Here is a 14460-nt window from a genome sequence, read left to right as displayed (position 1 = left end):
CCGCGCTCAGGGCAGCGCGACGCCGACCGCGATCGCGAACAGCACGAAAGCGAGCACCGCCGCGCTCGACCGCAGCACGTCGATCCGCTCCCAGCGTGCCACGACCGCACGCCAGTCGGCGGGCGGCCGGGCGGGATCCCAGTCGTTCACGCCGATGTTGATCGGCACCGTGCCGAGGAATGACGCGAGCACGAAGACCAGCAGCGCGGCCGCACCGGCGATCCGCCATGCCAGGCCGGCCGAGCCGCCGGCGACGACGAGCAGAGCGATCGACGCGAGCACGGTCGGCACCATGATGGCCGGCACCACGACCTTCAGCCGCTTCACGAGCGCGATCCGAGCACGCACGTGCGCGTCGTCGGGCAGGGACCGGAGCGCGGGCTGCACGCCCCAGCGCACGATGAGCTCCTCACCGGCGAGCAGGCCGATGAGGACGAGCTGGACGATCGCGACGGCCGCCACGCTCAGCTCCTCGGGGAGAGGCCGAGCTTGCGGCCGGCGAGTCCCCGCGCCCGCGTGGCGAGGCGCTCGGCGACGCTGCGGATGGCCGCGGCGGCGGGATCGCCGGGATCGGTGACGACGATGGGCGCGCCCGCATCCCCGCCTGCCCGCAGCGGGATGCTGAGCGGAACCGAGGCGAGAAGCGGAACCTCGTCGTCCTGTCCGGCGGACAGCCGCCGTGCGACCTCCGCGCCGCCTCCGCTGCCGAACAGGTCGAGGATGCTGCCGTCCGGCTGCACCAGCCCGGCCATGTTCTCGATCACGCCGACGACCTTCTGACCGGTCTGCCGCGCGACGACGCCGCTGCGCTCCGCCACGTCGGCCGCGGCCGGCTGGGGGGTGGTCACCACGAGCACCTCGGCCTGGGGGAGCAGCTGGCCGACCGAGATCGCCACGTCGCCGGTGCCGGGCGGCAGGTCGAGCAACAAGATGTCGAGGTCGCCGAAGAACACGTCGCCGAGGAACTGCTGGATGGTGCGGTGGAGCATCGGACCGCGCCAGGCGACGGCGGCCGACGCGGAGTCGACGAACATCCCGATCGACACCACTTTCACGCCGTAGGCGACGGGCGGGAGGATCATGTCGTCCACCCGGGTCGGCCGCGGGGCGACGCCGTTCTCATCGGTCATGCCCAGCACTCCCGGGATGGAGAACCCGTGCACGTCCGCGTCGACGATCCCGACGCGCAGGCCCCGTTCGGCGAGGGCGACGGCGAGGTTAGCGGTCACCGTCGACTTGCCGACTCCGCCCTTGCCGCTCGTGACGGCGTAGACGCGGGTGAGCGAGTCGGGCCCGAACTGGGCGGTCCGTGCCGCTGCACCGCCCCGGAGCCGTTCGGTCAGGGCGCGCCGCTCGGCCGCAGTCATGACGGACACGTCCACGGTCACGTCCGTCACTCCGGGGACGCTCGTCGTCGCGGCGCGCACATCCCGCTCGATCGCGTCGGCGGCGGGGCAGCCGACGATCGTCAGCTTGATGCCGACCGTCGCGTGGCCGTCGGGTGCGACCTCCACCCCGCCCACCATGTCGAGCTCGGTGATCGGCTTGCGGATCTCGGGGTCGAGCACGGCGGCCAGCGCACGCCCGACGGCGTCCGCCAGCTCAGGCACGGGTCGTCTCGCCCTCGCCCGCGTCGCGCTCCTCGAGGTCTTCGAGGAGGGCGCGCAGCTCGGCCCGGATGAAGTCCTTCGTCGCCATATCCCTCACGGCGAGCCGCAGAGCGACGACCTCGCGCGCCAGGTACTCCGTGTCGGCCAGGTTGCGCTCGGCCCGCTGCCGGTCCTGCTCGATCTGCACGCGGTCGCGGTCGTCCTGCCGGTTCTGCGCGAGCAGGATGAGCGGCGCGGCGTAGGAGGCCTGGAGCGACAGCACCAGGGTCAGGGCGATGAAGCCCAGAGCCGCCGAGTCGAAGCGCCACGCGGTCGGGAGGAGGGTGTTCCACGCCATCCACGCGACGACGAAGACGGTGAGGCCGAGGATGAACCACGGCGTGCCCATGGCGCGCGCGATCCACTCGGTGAACCGGCCGAACCGGTCGCTCTGGTCGGCACGCCCCCGGCGCGACGAGGGCCCGAGGACCGGCGTGCGCAGCCCTTTCGGTGCGTCGAGACGGGTGTCCTGCTTACCTCGTGCCACTCGAACCCCTCCTTCCGTTCACGATGGGGATGCTGCCGGTCTCGTCGGACGGGGCCGTGCGTTTCACGGGCTCGTCCTCGTCTTGACTCCGCCAGTCGTCGGGGAGCAGGTAGTCGAGGATGTCGTCGATGGTCACCACCCCGACGAGCCGGTGCTTGTCGTCGACCACGGGGACCGACACGAGGTTGTAGCTGGCCAGGATGCGCGAGACCTCGGCGGCGGACGTGTCGCCGGTGACCGGCTCCAGGCTCGGGTCGAGCAGGGTGCCGAGACGCACGTGCGGCGGGTAGCGCAGCATCCGCTGGAAGTGCACGATGCCCAGGAACCGTCCGGTGGGCGGCTCGTAGGGCGGCAGCGTGACGCACACGGCGGCGCCGAGCGCCGGCGCGAGCTCGTGACGGCGGATGAGCGCGAGGCCCTCGGCCACCGTCGCATCGGCCGACACGATGATCGGCTCCGTGGTCATCAGGCCGCCCGCGGTGTCGGGGGCGTAGCTGAGCAGCATGCGGACGTCCTCCGCCTCCTCCGGCTCCATCAGCTCCAGGAGGTGCTCGCCGCGCTCGTCCGAGAGCTGGGCGATGAGGTCGGCCGCGTCGTCGGGCTCCATCTGGTCGAGCACGTCGGCGGCGCGGTCGTCGTCGAGCTGGGCGAGGATCTGCACCTGCTCGCTCTCGGGCATCTCTTCGAGGACGTCGGCGAGGCGGTCGTCGGGGAGCTCCTCCGCCACCTCCAGCATGCGCTGGGGCGGCAGGTCGAGGAGGGTGTTCGCCAGGTCGGCGGGCTTGAGCTCGGAGTAGGTGGCGATCAGCTGCTCCGCCGACTGGGCCTCGCCGACGCGGAGGCGCTCGCGCACCTCGTCCCAGGTGGCGAACGTCGTCGGGCCCTTGCCGAACGGCGACGATCCGGTCTTGGGCCGCCGCACGAAGAGCTGGCCGACCGCCCACTCGCCCGTCGCGGACTCCTCGATGGCGACGTCCTCGATGGTGGCCTCGCCGCTGCCGTCGACGAAGTCGACCTTGCGGCCCAACAGCTCGGCGATGACTCGCACCTCACCGCCGCGCTGCTCGAACCGGCGCACGTTGATGAGACCGGTCGTGATGATCTGCCCCGGGGAGATGCTCGTGACACGGCCGATGGAGACGAAGACCCGGCGCTTGCCGGGGATCTCGACGACGAGGCCGACGACCGTCGGCGGATCCGATTTGCGGTAGACCACCAGCACATCGCGCACACGTCCGACCCGGTCGCCGACCGGGTCGAAGACGCTGGTCCCGACGAGCCGGGCGACGAAGATCCTGGTGGCACTCACGTGTATAAACCTATGCCCTTCCCGCCGCACGGACCGTGAGAATGGGACAATGGGTGGATGACCAGCCCAAGCCCTCTCGGCGGCCGCAACCGGATGCTCTTCCCGACCCTCCCGCGCGGCGAGGTGGTGGCGACGTTCGACACGTACCCCGCCGCCCAGGAGGCCGTCGATGTGCTCGCCCGCGCCGACTTCCCGGTGGACAAAGTCTCGATCATCGGCAGCGACCTCAAGAGCGTCGAGCGGGTGACCGGCAAGCTCTCCTGGGGGCGCGTGGCCATCGCGGGAGCCGCCTCGGGCGCCTGGCTCGGCATCTTCTTCGGGCTGCTGCTCGTCATCTTCTCGCCGACGGTCAGCTTCGCGTTCGTCATCGCCGCGGTGCTCATCGGCGCCGGCTTCGGGATGCTGTTCGGCATCGTCTCGTACGCCATCAACCGGCGCCGCAAGGACTACACCTCGGTCATGCAGGTGATCGCCACCAGCTACTCGGTGCTCGTCGACGGCGACCTGGGCAACCGGGCCCGCAACCTGCTCGACGGTGTGGCCGTCGAGCAGCCGCAGGCGGCCGTGCAGCACCCGAGCGACCCGCCGGCCGCGCCGCACCCGAGCGACCCGCCCCCGGCCTGGCAGCCGCCGGCGCCGCAGCCTCCCGCAGCACCGGAGCCGCCCGCGGACGCGCCGGATGCGCCCGGAGCACCGCCCGCCCCGCGCGCCTGACGAGCGGGGTGGCGGGGCGGCTGCCCGCGGGCGCATGATGGAGACGGCATCGCCGTCGACGTCGATGAGGACCAGGACCGCATGAAAGCCGAGAACCCGAAACCGAATCAGAGCGCCCCGTTCGACGCCCTCGCCGCGCTGGCAGAGGATCTGGCCGGCCATTTCGCCCTCGAGCCGCTGCTCGAGAGGATCCTGCGCCACACCCTCGAGCTGCTCGGTTGCGACAGCGGGTCGATCTGCACCGTGGACGAGACGGCCGGCACCTATCGCAAGGACGCCGACCTGGGAGTGGGATGCCGTTCGGGCGCGACCTTCCCGTTGGGCGAAGGCGTCACGGGCGAGGTCGTCCGGGCACGCGCAACCGTCGTGTTCGACGAGTACGCGCAGGTGCGCGGCGGCCACATCGAGGGCGCCGACCGCGACCTGCTCCACGCCACCATCGGGGTGCCGATCCGCTGGAACGGCGCGATCATCGGCGCCCTCGTGGTCTTCAGCCGCGATCCCGAACGCCGGTTCAGCGTCCCGGAGACCCAGCTCATCGAGAGCTTCGCGGCGCACGCGGGCATCGCCATCACCAACGCCCGGCTGCACGCCGTCGCCGCGGAGCGCGCGCAGGAGGCCGCCGTCGCCAGCGAGCGCGAACGTGTCGTCCGCGAGGTGCACGACACCGTGGGCCGCGGCCTGGCCGACATCCTGCTCCGACTGGACGAGGCCGAGCGCCGGACGGCGATGGGCGACGATCCGCGCGATGCTCTGACCCAGGCCCGCCGTGCGGCCCGCTCCGCGCTGAGCGAGACGCAGCGGACGGTCCTCGGTCTCGGCCCCGAGCAGTTGGACGGCCGCTCCCTGGGCGAGGCGATCGCGCTCGAGCTGGCCTGGGCGGAGTCCGCGGCGGGACTGACGACCCGGCTGGTCGTCGTGGGCGAGCCGGCCCCGCTGGCTCCGGAGACGGTCCGCCAGCTCTTCCGGATCGTGCAGGAGTCGTTGACCAACGTGGTCGAGCACGCGTCCGCCCGACAGGTGCGCGTCGGCATCGTCTACGGCGAGCGGGAGGTGACCGCCCTCGTCGAGGACGACGGGCGCGGCTTCGATGTCGGCGGTCTCGCGAAGGCCCCCGCGCGGCCCCTCCGCGGCCTCGGCCTCCAGGGTCTCGCGGCCCGCGCCGAGCACCTCGGCGGCAGCATCCACATCGAGTCGACGCCGCAGTGGGGCACACGCGTCCGGGCCGAGCTGCCCGTCGCGGCGGTGGTGGGCGACCGCGTGCACGCACGCTGGCGCGTACTCGTCGCGCATGCGAACCCGTTGATCCGGTCGGGACTGGTGCGGTCGCTCGCGCTGGCGGAGCCGGACATCCAGGTGGTCGCCGAGGTCGCCGACGCGCAAGCGGCCGTCGAGGCCTACGACCTGCTGCGACCGAACGTCGTGCTGGCCGACCTCGACCTTCCCCATGTCGACGGGGTCCAGCTGACCTCTCACCTGCGCGCGGCCGACGACGAGGCTCGGGTCGTCCTCCTGATCGGCTCGGTGACCGACGATCGCCTGCTCGGCGGGACACGGGTCGGGGCGGCCGGTTTCGTCGAGGCGACGGCCGATCCCGCCGCCATCGCCCGGACGGTGGTGGCCGCGGCTCGCGGGGACCTCCTGCTCAGCCCCGAGTTCCTCTCCCGGTTCGCCGTCTCCCTCACCGGCGGCGAGGAGCCGCTGACCGTGCGCGAGCGCGAGGTGCGTGCGCTGGTGGAACAGGGGATGCCCGACAAGATGATCGCGTCCGCGCTCCACATCTCCGTCAAGACCGTGGAGAAGCACGTCGGCGCGCTGCTGCGCAAGACCGGCGCGGCCAACCGCACGGTGCTCGCCGCGCTCTCGTCGGGCCGCCGCTGACCGTGCGCCGGTGAGGGGAATCCCTACCCGCACCGGTGGGGGAACTCCCCGTGTCGGCGCGCGGCGCCTCCTGCCTACGCTGAGCGTGGAACGAGGAGGATCCCATGCCTGTCGTGTCGCTGAAGGAGATCGTCGACCGGGCGTTCGCGGAGCGCTACGGCGTGCCCGCGATCAACATCGTCAACGATCTGACCCTCGAGGCGGTCCTCGCCGGCGCGGTCGAGGCGCGTTCCCCGGTCATCGTGCAGACCTCGGTGAAGACCGTGAAGTCCATCGGCTCCGACGTGCTGTTCGCGATGTGGGAGGCGATGACGGCGGGCATCGAGGTGCCGGTGACGCTGCATCTCGACCACTGCCCCGAGCGCGCCGTGATCACCGAGTGCCTCGATCGGGGCTGGAACTCCGTGCTCTTCGACGCCTCCACCCTCACGGTGGAGGAGAATCAGCGGCAGACGGTCGAGGTCGTCGCCGAGGCGCGGCGGTACGGCGCCCACGTCGAGGGCGAGATCGAGGCCATCAAAGGGGTGGAGGACGGCATCGGCGCCGACACCGAACCCCAACGGCAGACCCTGGAGACGGCGGTGGCGTTCATCGAGGCGACCGGGGTCGACGTGTTCGCGCCGTCGATCGGCAACGCCCACGGTGTCTACTCCGCGACGCCCGCCCTCGACTTCCAGCGGGTGACCGACCTGGTGGAGCGCACCGGCGTGCCGATCGCACTGCACGGCGGGAGCGGGATGACGGACGACCAGTTCCGCGACCTCATCGCCCGCGGCTGCGCCAAGGTCAACATCTCGACCGCGCTCAAGATCGAGTTCATGCGATCGAGCCTCGCGTTCCTCAAGGGAGCGGAGGAGGCCGACAAGTGGGATCCGCCCTCGCTGTTCCGGGACGTGCGCGGGCACATCGTCGACCTGACCACCGGCCTCGCCGCCACCTTCGGCAGCGCGGGACGGGCGTGGTGACGACGTGCCGGCCCTGATCTTCGACTGCGACGGCGTCCTGGCGGACACCGAGCGCAACGGGCATCTGCCGGCGTTCAACCGCACGTTCGCCGAGTTCGGCGTCCCCGTGCACTGGAGCGACGACGACTACCGCGAGAAGGTGCTGATCGGCGGCGGGAAGGAACGCATGGCGAGCATCCTGACGCCCGACTTCGTCGCCGCCAACGGCCTGCCCGCCGACGCGGACGCGCAGCGGGATCTGCTCGCGGAGTGGCATAAGCGCAAGACCGCGATCTACACCGAGCTCGTGGCCTCCGGCGCGCTCCCGGGACGCCCGGGGATCCGGCGGATCGTCGAGGCCGCTCACCAGGCCGGCTGGAGGCTCGCCGTCGCCTCCACGTCGGCCGAGCCGTCGGTGCGCGCCGTCCTGGAGCACGCGGTCGGCGAGCAGCTGGCGAGCGGCTTCGCCGTCTTCGCGGGCGACATCGTGCCGCACAAGAAGCCCGCGCCCGACATCTACCTGCTGGCGCTGGAGCGGATGGCACTCGGCGCCGACGACGCGGTCGTGATCGAGGACAGCGGCAACGGCGTCCGCGCCGCGGTCTCCGCGGGCTTGCGCGTCGTGGTCACCGTCAGCGCCTACACCGTCGATGAGGACTTCACGGGGGCATCCCTCGTCGTCGGCTCGCTCGGCGATCCCGGCGAGCCCGCAGAGGTCGTCTCCGATCCGGCGGGGATCCTCCCGGGACCACAGGTCACCCTCGACGACCTCGCCGCCGTGCTCGAACGACCGCGACCCTGATTCCGCCACCGCCACCGCCACCGCCACCGCGCCCATCCGGACCCGAAGGAGCCACCATGACCCAGAGCTTCGACGACACCGAGTTCGTCGTCCGCACGATCGCGCAGACGGCGGTCGACAACGAGCGGGAGTTCGGCGACCTCGACTCCGTCGTCGGCGACGGCGACTTCGGATTCTCGCTGGCGCGCGGCTTCGAGATCGTCCTCGCCGACTGGGACTCCTACGACCGCGCCGACATCGGGACCTTCCTCCAGAAGATCGCGGTGGCCATCACCAGCCGCATCGGAGGAACGTCCGGACCGATCTGGGGCACGGCCTTCCTCCGTGCCGCAGCGGTCGGCAAGGGCAAGGACACCCTGACCGGCGCCGATGCCGTCGCCATGCTGCGTGCGGCGATCGAGGGCATCAAGGCGCGCGGGAACGCCGACGTCGGCGACAAGACCCTGCTCGACGCCCTGGTCCCGATGACCGACGCCATCGAGGCCGCCCTCGCGGCGGGCGACAGCAGCGACGAGGTCGTCGCCGCCGCCGCGGTCTCCGCCCGGACGGCGGCCGATGCCACCGTCACCATGCAGGCCAAGCGCGGCCGCGCCGCCTACACGGGCGAGCGCAGCATCGGCTCGCCCGACCCCGGCGCCGTCGCCGTGGCGGTCATCCTCGAGCGGCTCGCTCCGGCCTGGCCGGGGCGGCCCCGCGAATCCTGAGTCACCTGAATCCACCCGAACACCCGAACTGGAGAGCGCCATGAAGAAGTTCGTCAACGATCCGCTGAAGTACGTCCCCGACATGCTGAAGGGCATCGCCCTGGCCAATCCCGACACGCTCTGCTACGTGCCCGAGTACAACCTGATCATGCGCGCCGACGCGCCGAACGACGGCAAGGTGTCGATCGTGCAGGGGTCCGGTTCGGGGCACGAGCCCGCGCACGTCCTGACGGTCGGCAAGGGGATGCTCGACGGGGCGTGCCCCGGAGACGTCTTCGCCGCCCCGCCGATGGACTACGTCTACGAGACGACGAAGCTCCTCGCGTCGCCGAAGGGCGTCCTCCTGCTGGTGAACAACTACACCGGCGATCGGATGGCGTTCGACATGGCCCAGGAGATGAGCCTCGCCGACGGCGTCAAGGTGCGGACCCTGTTCATCGACGACGACGTCTCCGTCCAGGACTCCACATACACCGTCGGCCGGCGCGGGGTGGCGGGCAACTTCTTCGTGATGAAGGCCGTCGGCGCGGCGTCCGAGGCCGGCGCGGATCTGGACGAGGTCGTCCGGATCGGCGAGAAGGTCAACGCGGTCACGCGCACGATGGGCCTCGCGCTCACCGCGTGCACGCCGCCCGCCAAGGGATCACCGCTGTTCGAGCTCGGCGACGACGAGATCGAGATCGGAGTCGGGATCCACGGGGAGCCGGGCCGCCGCCGGGCGAAGATCGAACCGTCCGACGCGCTCGTGGACGAGCTGCTGGAGCCCGTGGTGGCCGACCTGCCCTTCGAACGCGGTGACCGTGTCGCCCTCATGGTGAACGGTCTCGGCGGCACGCCGATCAGCGAGCTCTACATCGCGTACGGTCACGCGCACGAGTCGCTCGCCGCCAAGGGCATCTCCGTCGCCCGCAGCTATGTGGGGGAGTACTGCACGTCGCTCGACATGGCGGGGGCGTCGATCACCCTGGTGCGCCTGGACGACGAGATCGAGGGCCTGCTCGCGGCGCCCGCCGAGATCGGCCTGCGCATCTTCTGAGCCACCACGGAGCGCGGTGGAGACGGCCGGCTCAGCGCCCGCTGAGCCGGCCCACCCACGCCTCCACGTCGTCGGCGGTGCGCGGAATGGCGAGCGAGAGGTTCTCGGCACCGTCGGCGGTGACCAGGATGTTGTCCTCGATGCGCACCCCGATGCCGCGGAACCGCTCGGACACGGTCAGATCGTCCGGCTGGAAGTAGAGACCGGGCTCGATGGTGAAGGTCATGCCGGGCTCGAGCACGCCGTCCAGGTAGAGCTCGCGCCGCGCCTGCGCGCAGTCGTGCACGTCGAGACCCAGATGGTGGCTGGTTCCGTGGACCATGTACCGGCGGTGCTGCTGGTTCTCCGGCTCCAGGGCCTCCTCCGCCGTCACGGGCAGCAGGCCCCACTCGGCGGTGCGGCGCGCGATCACGGCCATCGCGGTGGCGTGGATCTCGCGGAACCGGATGCCGGGCCGCACGATCGCGAACGCCGCATCGGCGGCCTCCCGCACCGTCTCGTAGACCAGGCGCTGCGTCTCGGTGAACGTGCCGCTGACCGGCAGGGTGCGGGTGATGTCGGCCGTGTAGTAGCTGTCGAGCTCCACGCCCGCGTCGAGCAGGATGAGGTCGCCGGGCACGACCGGACCGTCGTTGCGCGTCCAGTGCAGGATGCAGGCGTGCGGGCCGCTCGCGGCGATCGTGTCGTAGCCGACCGCATTGCCGTCGGCGCGCGCCCGGCCGTTGAACACACCCTCGACCAGGCGCTCGCCGCGCGGGTGCGCGACGATGCGGGGCAGGTCGGCGATCACGTCGTCGAATCCGCGCGCCGTGGCGGCGACGGCCGCGCGCAGCTCGCCGATCTCATAGGCGTCCTTGACCAGGCGCAGCTCGGAGAGCTCGCGGGCGAGACGGTCGTCCTCGGCGTGGTCCTCGGGGTCCGCGTCCTCCGAGAGCAGCAGGCGCGCGGTGTCGACGCGGTCGGTGAGCTCGGGATCGGCCTCGCGCAGCACGACGGCGCCCTCGTCGACACCGTCGAGCACGGCGGCGACGTCGGCGATCCCGCGCGTGGCGAGGGCGAGGTCGCTCGCGACCTGGGCGAGCGAGGGGCGCGGGCCGATCCAGAATTCGCCGATCTCGGGATTCGCGTAGAACTCGTCGGAGTCGCGCCCGGCGCGCTCGCGGAAGTACACGGTGGCCTCGTGCCCGGTGGCGGTGGGCTCCAGCACCAGGACGCTGCCCGGCTCGGAGTCGGAGCCCCAGCCGGTCAGGTGGGTGAAGGCGGAGTGCGCGCGGAACGCGTAGTCCGTGTCGTTGCTGCGCTGCTTGAGCCGGCCGGCGGGCACGATTACGCGCCGCCCGCGGAACAGTTCCGAGACGCGTTCGCGGCGGCGCGCGGCAGAGGCGGCCTGCTCACGTGCGCCGGGCAGGACTTCGGGTCGGTCGGCCCAGCCGCTGCCGATGAACTCCTTGAACGCGGCCGATCCCGGTGTGGTGGAGCGGTTCGCGGTGGCGCGCGGGGCCTCTGCGGTGTCGGTGGCCGGGGACGTGGCGGGGGACGTGGACTGCTGCGACGACATGCCCACCATTCTCCCACTCCTAGGATGGAGTGCATGGCTGATGAGCGACGGTTCCGCGGTCCCGTCGACCTCCACACGCATTCGAGCGTGTCGGACGGGACGGAGACCCCTGCGGAACTCGTGCGCGCCGCGGCGGTCGCGGGTCTGGGCACGGTCGCCCTCACCGACCACGACTCGACCGCGGGCTGGGCCGAGGCCGCGACGGCGGGAGCCGAGGCCGGCGTCACCGTGATCCCCGGCATGGAGCTGAGCACCCGGATCGAGTTCGCCAGCGTCCACATGCTCGGTTACCTGTTCGATCCGGCGAACCCCGCGCTGGTCGCCGAGACCCGGCGGATCCGCGATGGCCGGATGCGCCGCGCGGAGGACATGGTGCGCCGCATCGCCGAGGACTACGACATCACGTGGGCCGACGTCATGGCGCAGGCGACCGAGGGTGCGACGGTCGGCCGCCCGCACATCGCCGACGCGCTCGTCGCCCGGGGCCTGGCCACCGACCGCAGCGCGGCGTTCGCGGGGATCCTGCACTGGCGCAGCGGGTACTTCCAGCCGCACTACGCGCCGGAGCCCCTGACCGGCGTCCGCCTGATCCGCGAAGCCGGCGGCATCCCCGTGCTCGCGCATCCCGCGACCGGCGGCCGCGGCCGGGTCATCCCCGAGGACCGCCTGCGCCGGCTCGTCGACGCCGGACTCTTCGGATTCGAGATCGACCATCGCGAGAACACCGAGGACGGCAAGGAGCGCCTGCGCGAGCTGGCCGCACGCTACGGGCTGGCGATCACCGGGTCGAGCGACTACCACGGCGCAGGCAAGCCCAATCGATTGGGCGAGAACACCACCGACCCGGCCGTCGTGGATCGGATGATCGAAGAAGCGACAGGCGCGGCGCCTTTCTACGCTCCGTGACCGGGTGCGCTTAGCCTGGACCGCGGGGGACGGAAGGCGAGGTGCTCGGTGAGACGCATGTGGACGGCCTCTGCGACGGCGGCGGCGATCGTCGGCGCCCTCGTGATCGCGGGAGGCGCGGCTCCGGCCGTCGCGGACACGTCGTACCCGTCATGGGACGACGTGCAGAACGCGAAGGCGAACGCCTCCGCGGCGCAGGCCGAGGTCGACAGCATCAACGCGCTGCTCGCCGGCCTCCAGTCCGCCGCGAACGCGGCGGGAGACCTGGCCGTCAAGCGGGCCGGCGAGTACGGCGAGGCCGAGGCGGCGCTGCAGACGGCGACGCAGAAGGCCGACGACCTGTCGAAGCAGGCGACCGACGCGACGGCGCAGGCGGACGCGCTGCGCAAGCAGAGCGGCACCCTCGCCTCGCAACTGGTGCGCGCGGGAGGTTCGAACGTCACCCTCCGCCTCTTCCTCGGCAGCAGCGCCTCCCACCAGCAGTCGCTGCTCTACGAGCTGGGGGCCGTTTCGAAGCTCACGGAGCGCTCCAGCGTCCTCTTCGCGGAGGCCGACCAGCAGAAGAACGTCGCGGCCGCCCTCAGCGCGCAGGCCGCCGCCGCCGAGGCCGTCCGCACGAAACTCGACGCCGACGCCAAGACGGCGTACCAGGCCGCCAAGGACGCCGAGGCGGCCGCGCAGGCGCAGCTCGCCGACCAGAAGGCCCACGCGAACACGCTGTACGCACAACTGGCGACGCTGAAGAACACCGAGGCGTCGGTGGAGAAGAGCTATGCGGAGGGGGAGGCCGCCAAGGCCGCCGCCGAGGCCGCCGCGAATCCCGGTGGCGGATCCGACGGGTTCGCCCCGCCTCCCGGCATGGTCGTGGACCCCGCCGGGGCGCAGGCGTACGCGTCGAGCCGGCTGGCCGCCTACGGCTGGGGGCAGGACCAGATGGGCTGCCTGATCAAACTCTGGAACCACGAGTCGGGATGGCGCGCGGACGCGTACAACACCTCGAGCGGCGCCTACGGCATCCCGCAGGCGTGGCCGGCGAGCAAGATGGCCACGGCCGGAGCGGACTGGATGACGAACCAGGACACGCAGGTGAACTGGGGCCTGGACTACATCTCCCGGGCATACGGCTCGCCCTGCGGAGCGTGGAACTTCGAGATGAGCCACGACCCCAACTGGTACTGAGCGACGGCTGCTTCGCATAGCCTGGAACCTCGGGGGACGCAGCGAGAGGGGACCAGGTGAGGCAGGCGTTGACGAGGGCGACGGCGGCTGCCGTGCTGATCGCCGGTCTCGTGACGGCGGACGTCGCGGGTCCTGCCCTGGCGGAGACGAGCTACCCGAGCTGGGACGAGGTCGCCGCGGCGAAGTCCGACGCCGCGTCCGCCCAGGCTCAGGTCGACCGCATCAACGGCCTCCTCGCGGGGCTGCAGAGCGTGGCCGACGCGGCCGCGGACGCCGCCGTCGCGCGCGCGGCCGAGTACGGCGCGGCGCAGGAGGCCCTGCAGGCGGCGACGCGGAAGGCCGCCGATCTCGCGGCCCGGGCGGAAGCGGCGACGACCGAGGCCGCGGCGTTGCGGGCGCAGAGCGGCACCCTCGCCGCGCAGCTCAGCCGCGGGGGCGGCACCGACGTCTCGGTGCGCCTCCTGCTCACCGACGATTCGTTCACGGCCGACGCGCTGCTCTATCAGCTGGGTGCGGTCAGCAGGCTCGCCGATCGGTCGAGCACGCTGTTCGAGAAGGCGAGCGCGCAGAAGAACCTGGCGTCGTCGCTCAGCGATCAGGCGGTGGTCGCGCAGACGGTCCGCGGGCAGCGCGACGCCGACGCGAAGGCGGCGTACGACGTCGCCGCGACGGCCAAGGCGGCCTCCGACGCGGCGCTCGCCGACCAGCAGTCGAAGGCCGACACGATGTACGCGCAGCTCGCCTCCCTCAAGAACACCGAGGCGTCGGTCGAGAAGCGGTACGCGGAGGGCGAGGCTGCGCGCAAGGCCGCCGAGCAGCCCTCCGGCTCGGGCGGCGGCGGCGGTTCGAGCGGGGGAGCGGGCGGTGGCGCGGACGGCTCGGCTCCGCCTCCCGGGATCGTCGTGAATCCGGCTGCCGCGCAGGCCTACGCGTCGAGCCGGCTGCCGGCCTACGGCTGGGGCGGCGAGCAGATGAGCTGTCTGATCAAGCTCTGGACCAAGGAGTCCAGCTGGCGCGCGGATGCGTACAACCGGTCGAGCGGCGCCTACGGCATCCCGCAGGCCCTGCCGGGCAGCAAGATGGCCAGCGCCGGCGGTGACTGGATGACCAACGCCGACACGCAGATCAACTGGGGTCTGAGCTACATCTCCGGCCGATACGGGAGTCCCTGCGCGGCCTGGTCGTTCCATCTCGGACACAACTGGTACTGACGCGGAAGGGGGGGCGCGCCGGGGGGGCCGGGGCGCGGCGGGGGGTGCCCGGCCGGGGGAGACCGGGCCGGGGGGGGTGT

Annotated in this window: 14 protein-coding genes; 9 read left to right on the top strand and 5 right to left on the bottom strand. The window is 72.1% G+C overall.

What is annotated here, in order from left to right; translation table 11 throughout:
* Positions 1-6: 6 nt before the first annotated feature.
* Genes ACFVU2_RS12185 through ACFVU2_RS12170 form a run of 4 tightly spaced genes read right to left on the bottom strand, consistent with a single transcriptional unit; the run spans position 7 to position 3445 of the window.
* A complete protein-coding gene (locus ACFVU2_RS12185; protein WP_387874498.1) occupies positions 7-462 on the bottom strand; it encodes an anthrone oxygenase family protein in 456 nt (151 codons plus the stop codon).
* 2 nt (positions 463-464) lie between these two features.
* Entirely contained in the window at positions 465-1610 is a 1146-nt protein-coding gene (locus ACFVU2_RS12180; protein WP_387874497.1) for an Mrp/NBP35 family ATP-binding protein, read from the bottom strand.
* On the bottom strand, positions 1603-2136 hold the full coding sequence (locus ACFVU2_RS12175) for a DUF1003 domain-containing protein (RefSeq protein ID WP_387874496.1): 534 nt from the start codon (positions 2134-2136) through the stop codon (positions 1603-1605). Before ACFVU2_RS12175 ends, ACFVU2_RS12180 begins: the two co-directional genes overlap by 8 nt.
* Complete coding sequence (locus tag ACFVU2_RS12170; protein ID WP_387874494.1) at positions 2123-3445, bottom strand: magnesium transporter MgtE N-terminal domain-containing protein; 1323 nt, start codon at positions 3443-3445, stop codon at positions 2123-2125. The genes ACFVU2_RS12175 and ACFVU2_RS12170 overlap by 14 nt, the downstream gene beginning before the upstream one ends.
* 57 nt (positions 3446-3502) lie before the next feature.
* Between ACFVU2_RS12170 and ACFVU2_RS12165 the strand changes: the two genes are divergently transcribed.
* From ACFVU2_RS12165 to dhaK, 6 genes are all read left to right on the top strand, one after another.
* Positions 3503-4159 carry a general stress protein gene (locus ACFVU2_RS12165; protein ID WP_387874493.1) on the top strand — a complete coding sequence of 219 codons (657 nt, stop codon included), beginning with the start codon at positions 3503-3505 and terminating at the stop codon, positions 4157-4159.
* A gap of 81 nt (positions 4160-4240) precedes the next feature.
* Positions 4241-6040 carry a GAF domain-containing protein gene (locus ACFVU2_RS12160; protein ID WP_387874491.1) on the top strand — a complete coding sequence of 600 codons (1800 nt, stop codon included), beginning with the start codon at positions 4241-4243 and terminating at the stop codon, positions 6038-6040.
* Positions 6041-6144: 104 nt separating this feature from the next.
* Complete coding sequence (locus ACFVU2_RS12155) at positions 6145-7005, top strand: class II fructose-bisphosphate aldolase (protein ID WP_387874488.1); 861 nt, start codon at positions 6145-6147, stop codon at positions 7003-7005.
* Positions 7006-7009: 4 nt separating this feature from the next.
* Positions 7010-7786: an HAD-IA family hydrolase gene (locus ACFVU2_RS12150; protein ID WP_387874485.1), complete on the top strand. Its 777-nt coding sequence runs from the start codon at positions 7010-7012 to the stop codon at positions 7784-7786.
* Between the two features lie 56 nt (positions 7787-7842).
* Positions 7843-8490: a dihydroxyacetone kinase subunit DhaL gene (gene dhaL / locus ACFVU2_RS12145; RefSeq protein ID WP_387874482.1), complete on the top strand. Its 648-nt coding sequence runs from the start codon at positions 7843-7845 to the stop codon at positions 8488-8490.
* Positions 8491-8530: 40 nt separating this feature from the next.
* Positions 8531-9526 carry a dihydroxyacetone kinase subunit DhaK gene (gene dhaK / locus ACFVU2_RS12140; RefSeq protein WP_387874480.1) on the top strand — a complete coding sequence of 332 codons (996 nt, stop codon included), beginning with the start codon at positions 8531-8533 and terminating at the stop codon, positions 9524-9526.
* A gap of 31 nt (positions 9527-9557) precedes the next feature.
* Here the strand turns inward: dhaK and ACFVU2_RS12135 are convergent, their stop codons facing one another.
* The gene (locus ACFVU2_RS12135; protein WP_387874478.1) at positions 9558-11084 is read right to left on the bottom strand and encodes an aminopeptidase P family protein; all 1527 of its coding nucleotides are present in this window, start codon (positions 11082-11084) and stop codon (positions 9558-9560) included.
* A gap of 33 nt (positions 11085-11117) precedes the next feature.
* Here ACFVU2_RS12135 and ACFVU2_RS12130 point away from each other — a divergent pair, with 33 nt between their 5' ends.
* From ACFVU2_RS12130 to ACFVU2_RS12120, 3 genes are read left to right on the top strand one after another with little or no spacing between them, the layout of a single operon-like run.
* Complete coding sequence (locus ACFVU2_RS12130; RefSeq protein ID WP_387874476.1) at positions 11118-11990, top strand: PHP domain-containing protein; 873 nt, start codon at positions 11118-11120, stop codon at positions 11988-11990.
* A gap of 57 nt (positions 11991-12047) precedes the next feature.
* A complete protein-coding gene (locus tag ACFVU2_RS12125; protein ID WP_387875747.1) occupies positions 12048-13169 on the top strand; it encodes a hypothetical protein in 1122 nt (373 codons plus the stop codon).
* Positions 13170-13225: 56 nt separating this feature from the next.
* Entirely contained in the window at positions 13226-14380 is a 1155-nt protein-coding gene (locus ACFVU2_RS12120; protein WP_387874474.1) for a hypothetical protein, read from the top strand.
* Positions 14381-14460: the final 80 nt, after the last annotated feature.

The organism is Leifsonia sp. NPDC058194 (assembly GCF_042883605.1).
Classification (GTDB): domain Bacteria; phylum Actinomycetota; class Actinomycetes; order Actinomycetales; family Microbacteriaceae; genus Leifsonia.
The sequence above is the reverse complement of the archived record's forward strand: the minus strand, read 5'-3'. Positions and strand labels throughout refer to the sequence as shown.

What these genes read in the sequence shown, in the direction of transcription:
- ACFVU2_RS12125 (WP_387875747.1), top strand. Translation starts at nt 12,048, where the DNA reads ATGTGGACGGCCTCTGCGACGGCGGCGGCGATCGTCGGCGCCCTCGTG.
- ACFVU2_RS12135 (WP_387874478.1), bottom strand. Translation starts at nt 11,084, where the DNA reads ATGTCGTCGCAGCAGTCCACGTCCCCCGCCACGTCCCCGGCCACCGAC.
- ACFVU2_RS12160 (WP_387874491.1), top strand. Translation starts at nt 4,241, where the DNA reads ATGAAAGCCGAGAACCCGAAACCGAATCAGAGCGCCCCGTTCGACGCC.
- ACFVU2_RS12130 (WP_387874476.1), top strand. Translation starts at nt 11,118, where the DNA reads ATGGCTGATGAGCGACGGTTCCGCGGTCCCGTCGACCTCCACACGCAT.
- dhaL (WP_387874482.1), top strand. Translation starts at nt 7,843, where the DNA reads ATGACCCAGAGCTTCGACGACACCGAGTTCGTCGTCCGCACGATCGCG.
- ACFVU2_RS12155 (WP_387874488.1), top strand. Translation starts at nt 6,145, where the DNA reads ATGCCTGTCGTGTCGCTGAAGGAGATCGTCGACCGGGCGTTCGCGGAG.
- dhaK (WP_387874480.1), top strand. Translation starts at nt 8,531, where the DNA reads ATGAAGAAGTTCGTCAACGATCCGCTGAAGTACGTCCCCGACATGCTG.
- ACFVU2_RS12165 (WP_387874493.1), top strand. Translation starts at nt 3,503, where the DNA reads ATGACCAGCCCAAGCCCTCTCGGCGGCCGCAACCGGATGCTCTTCCCG.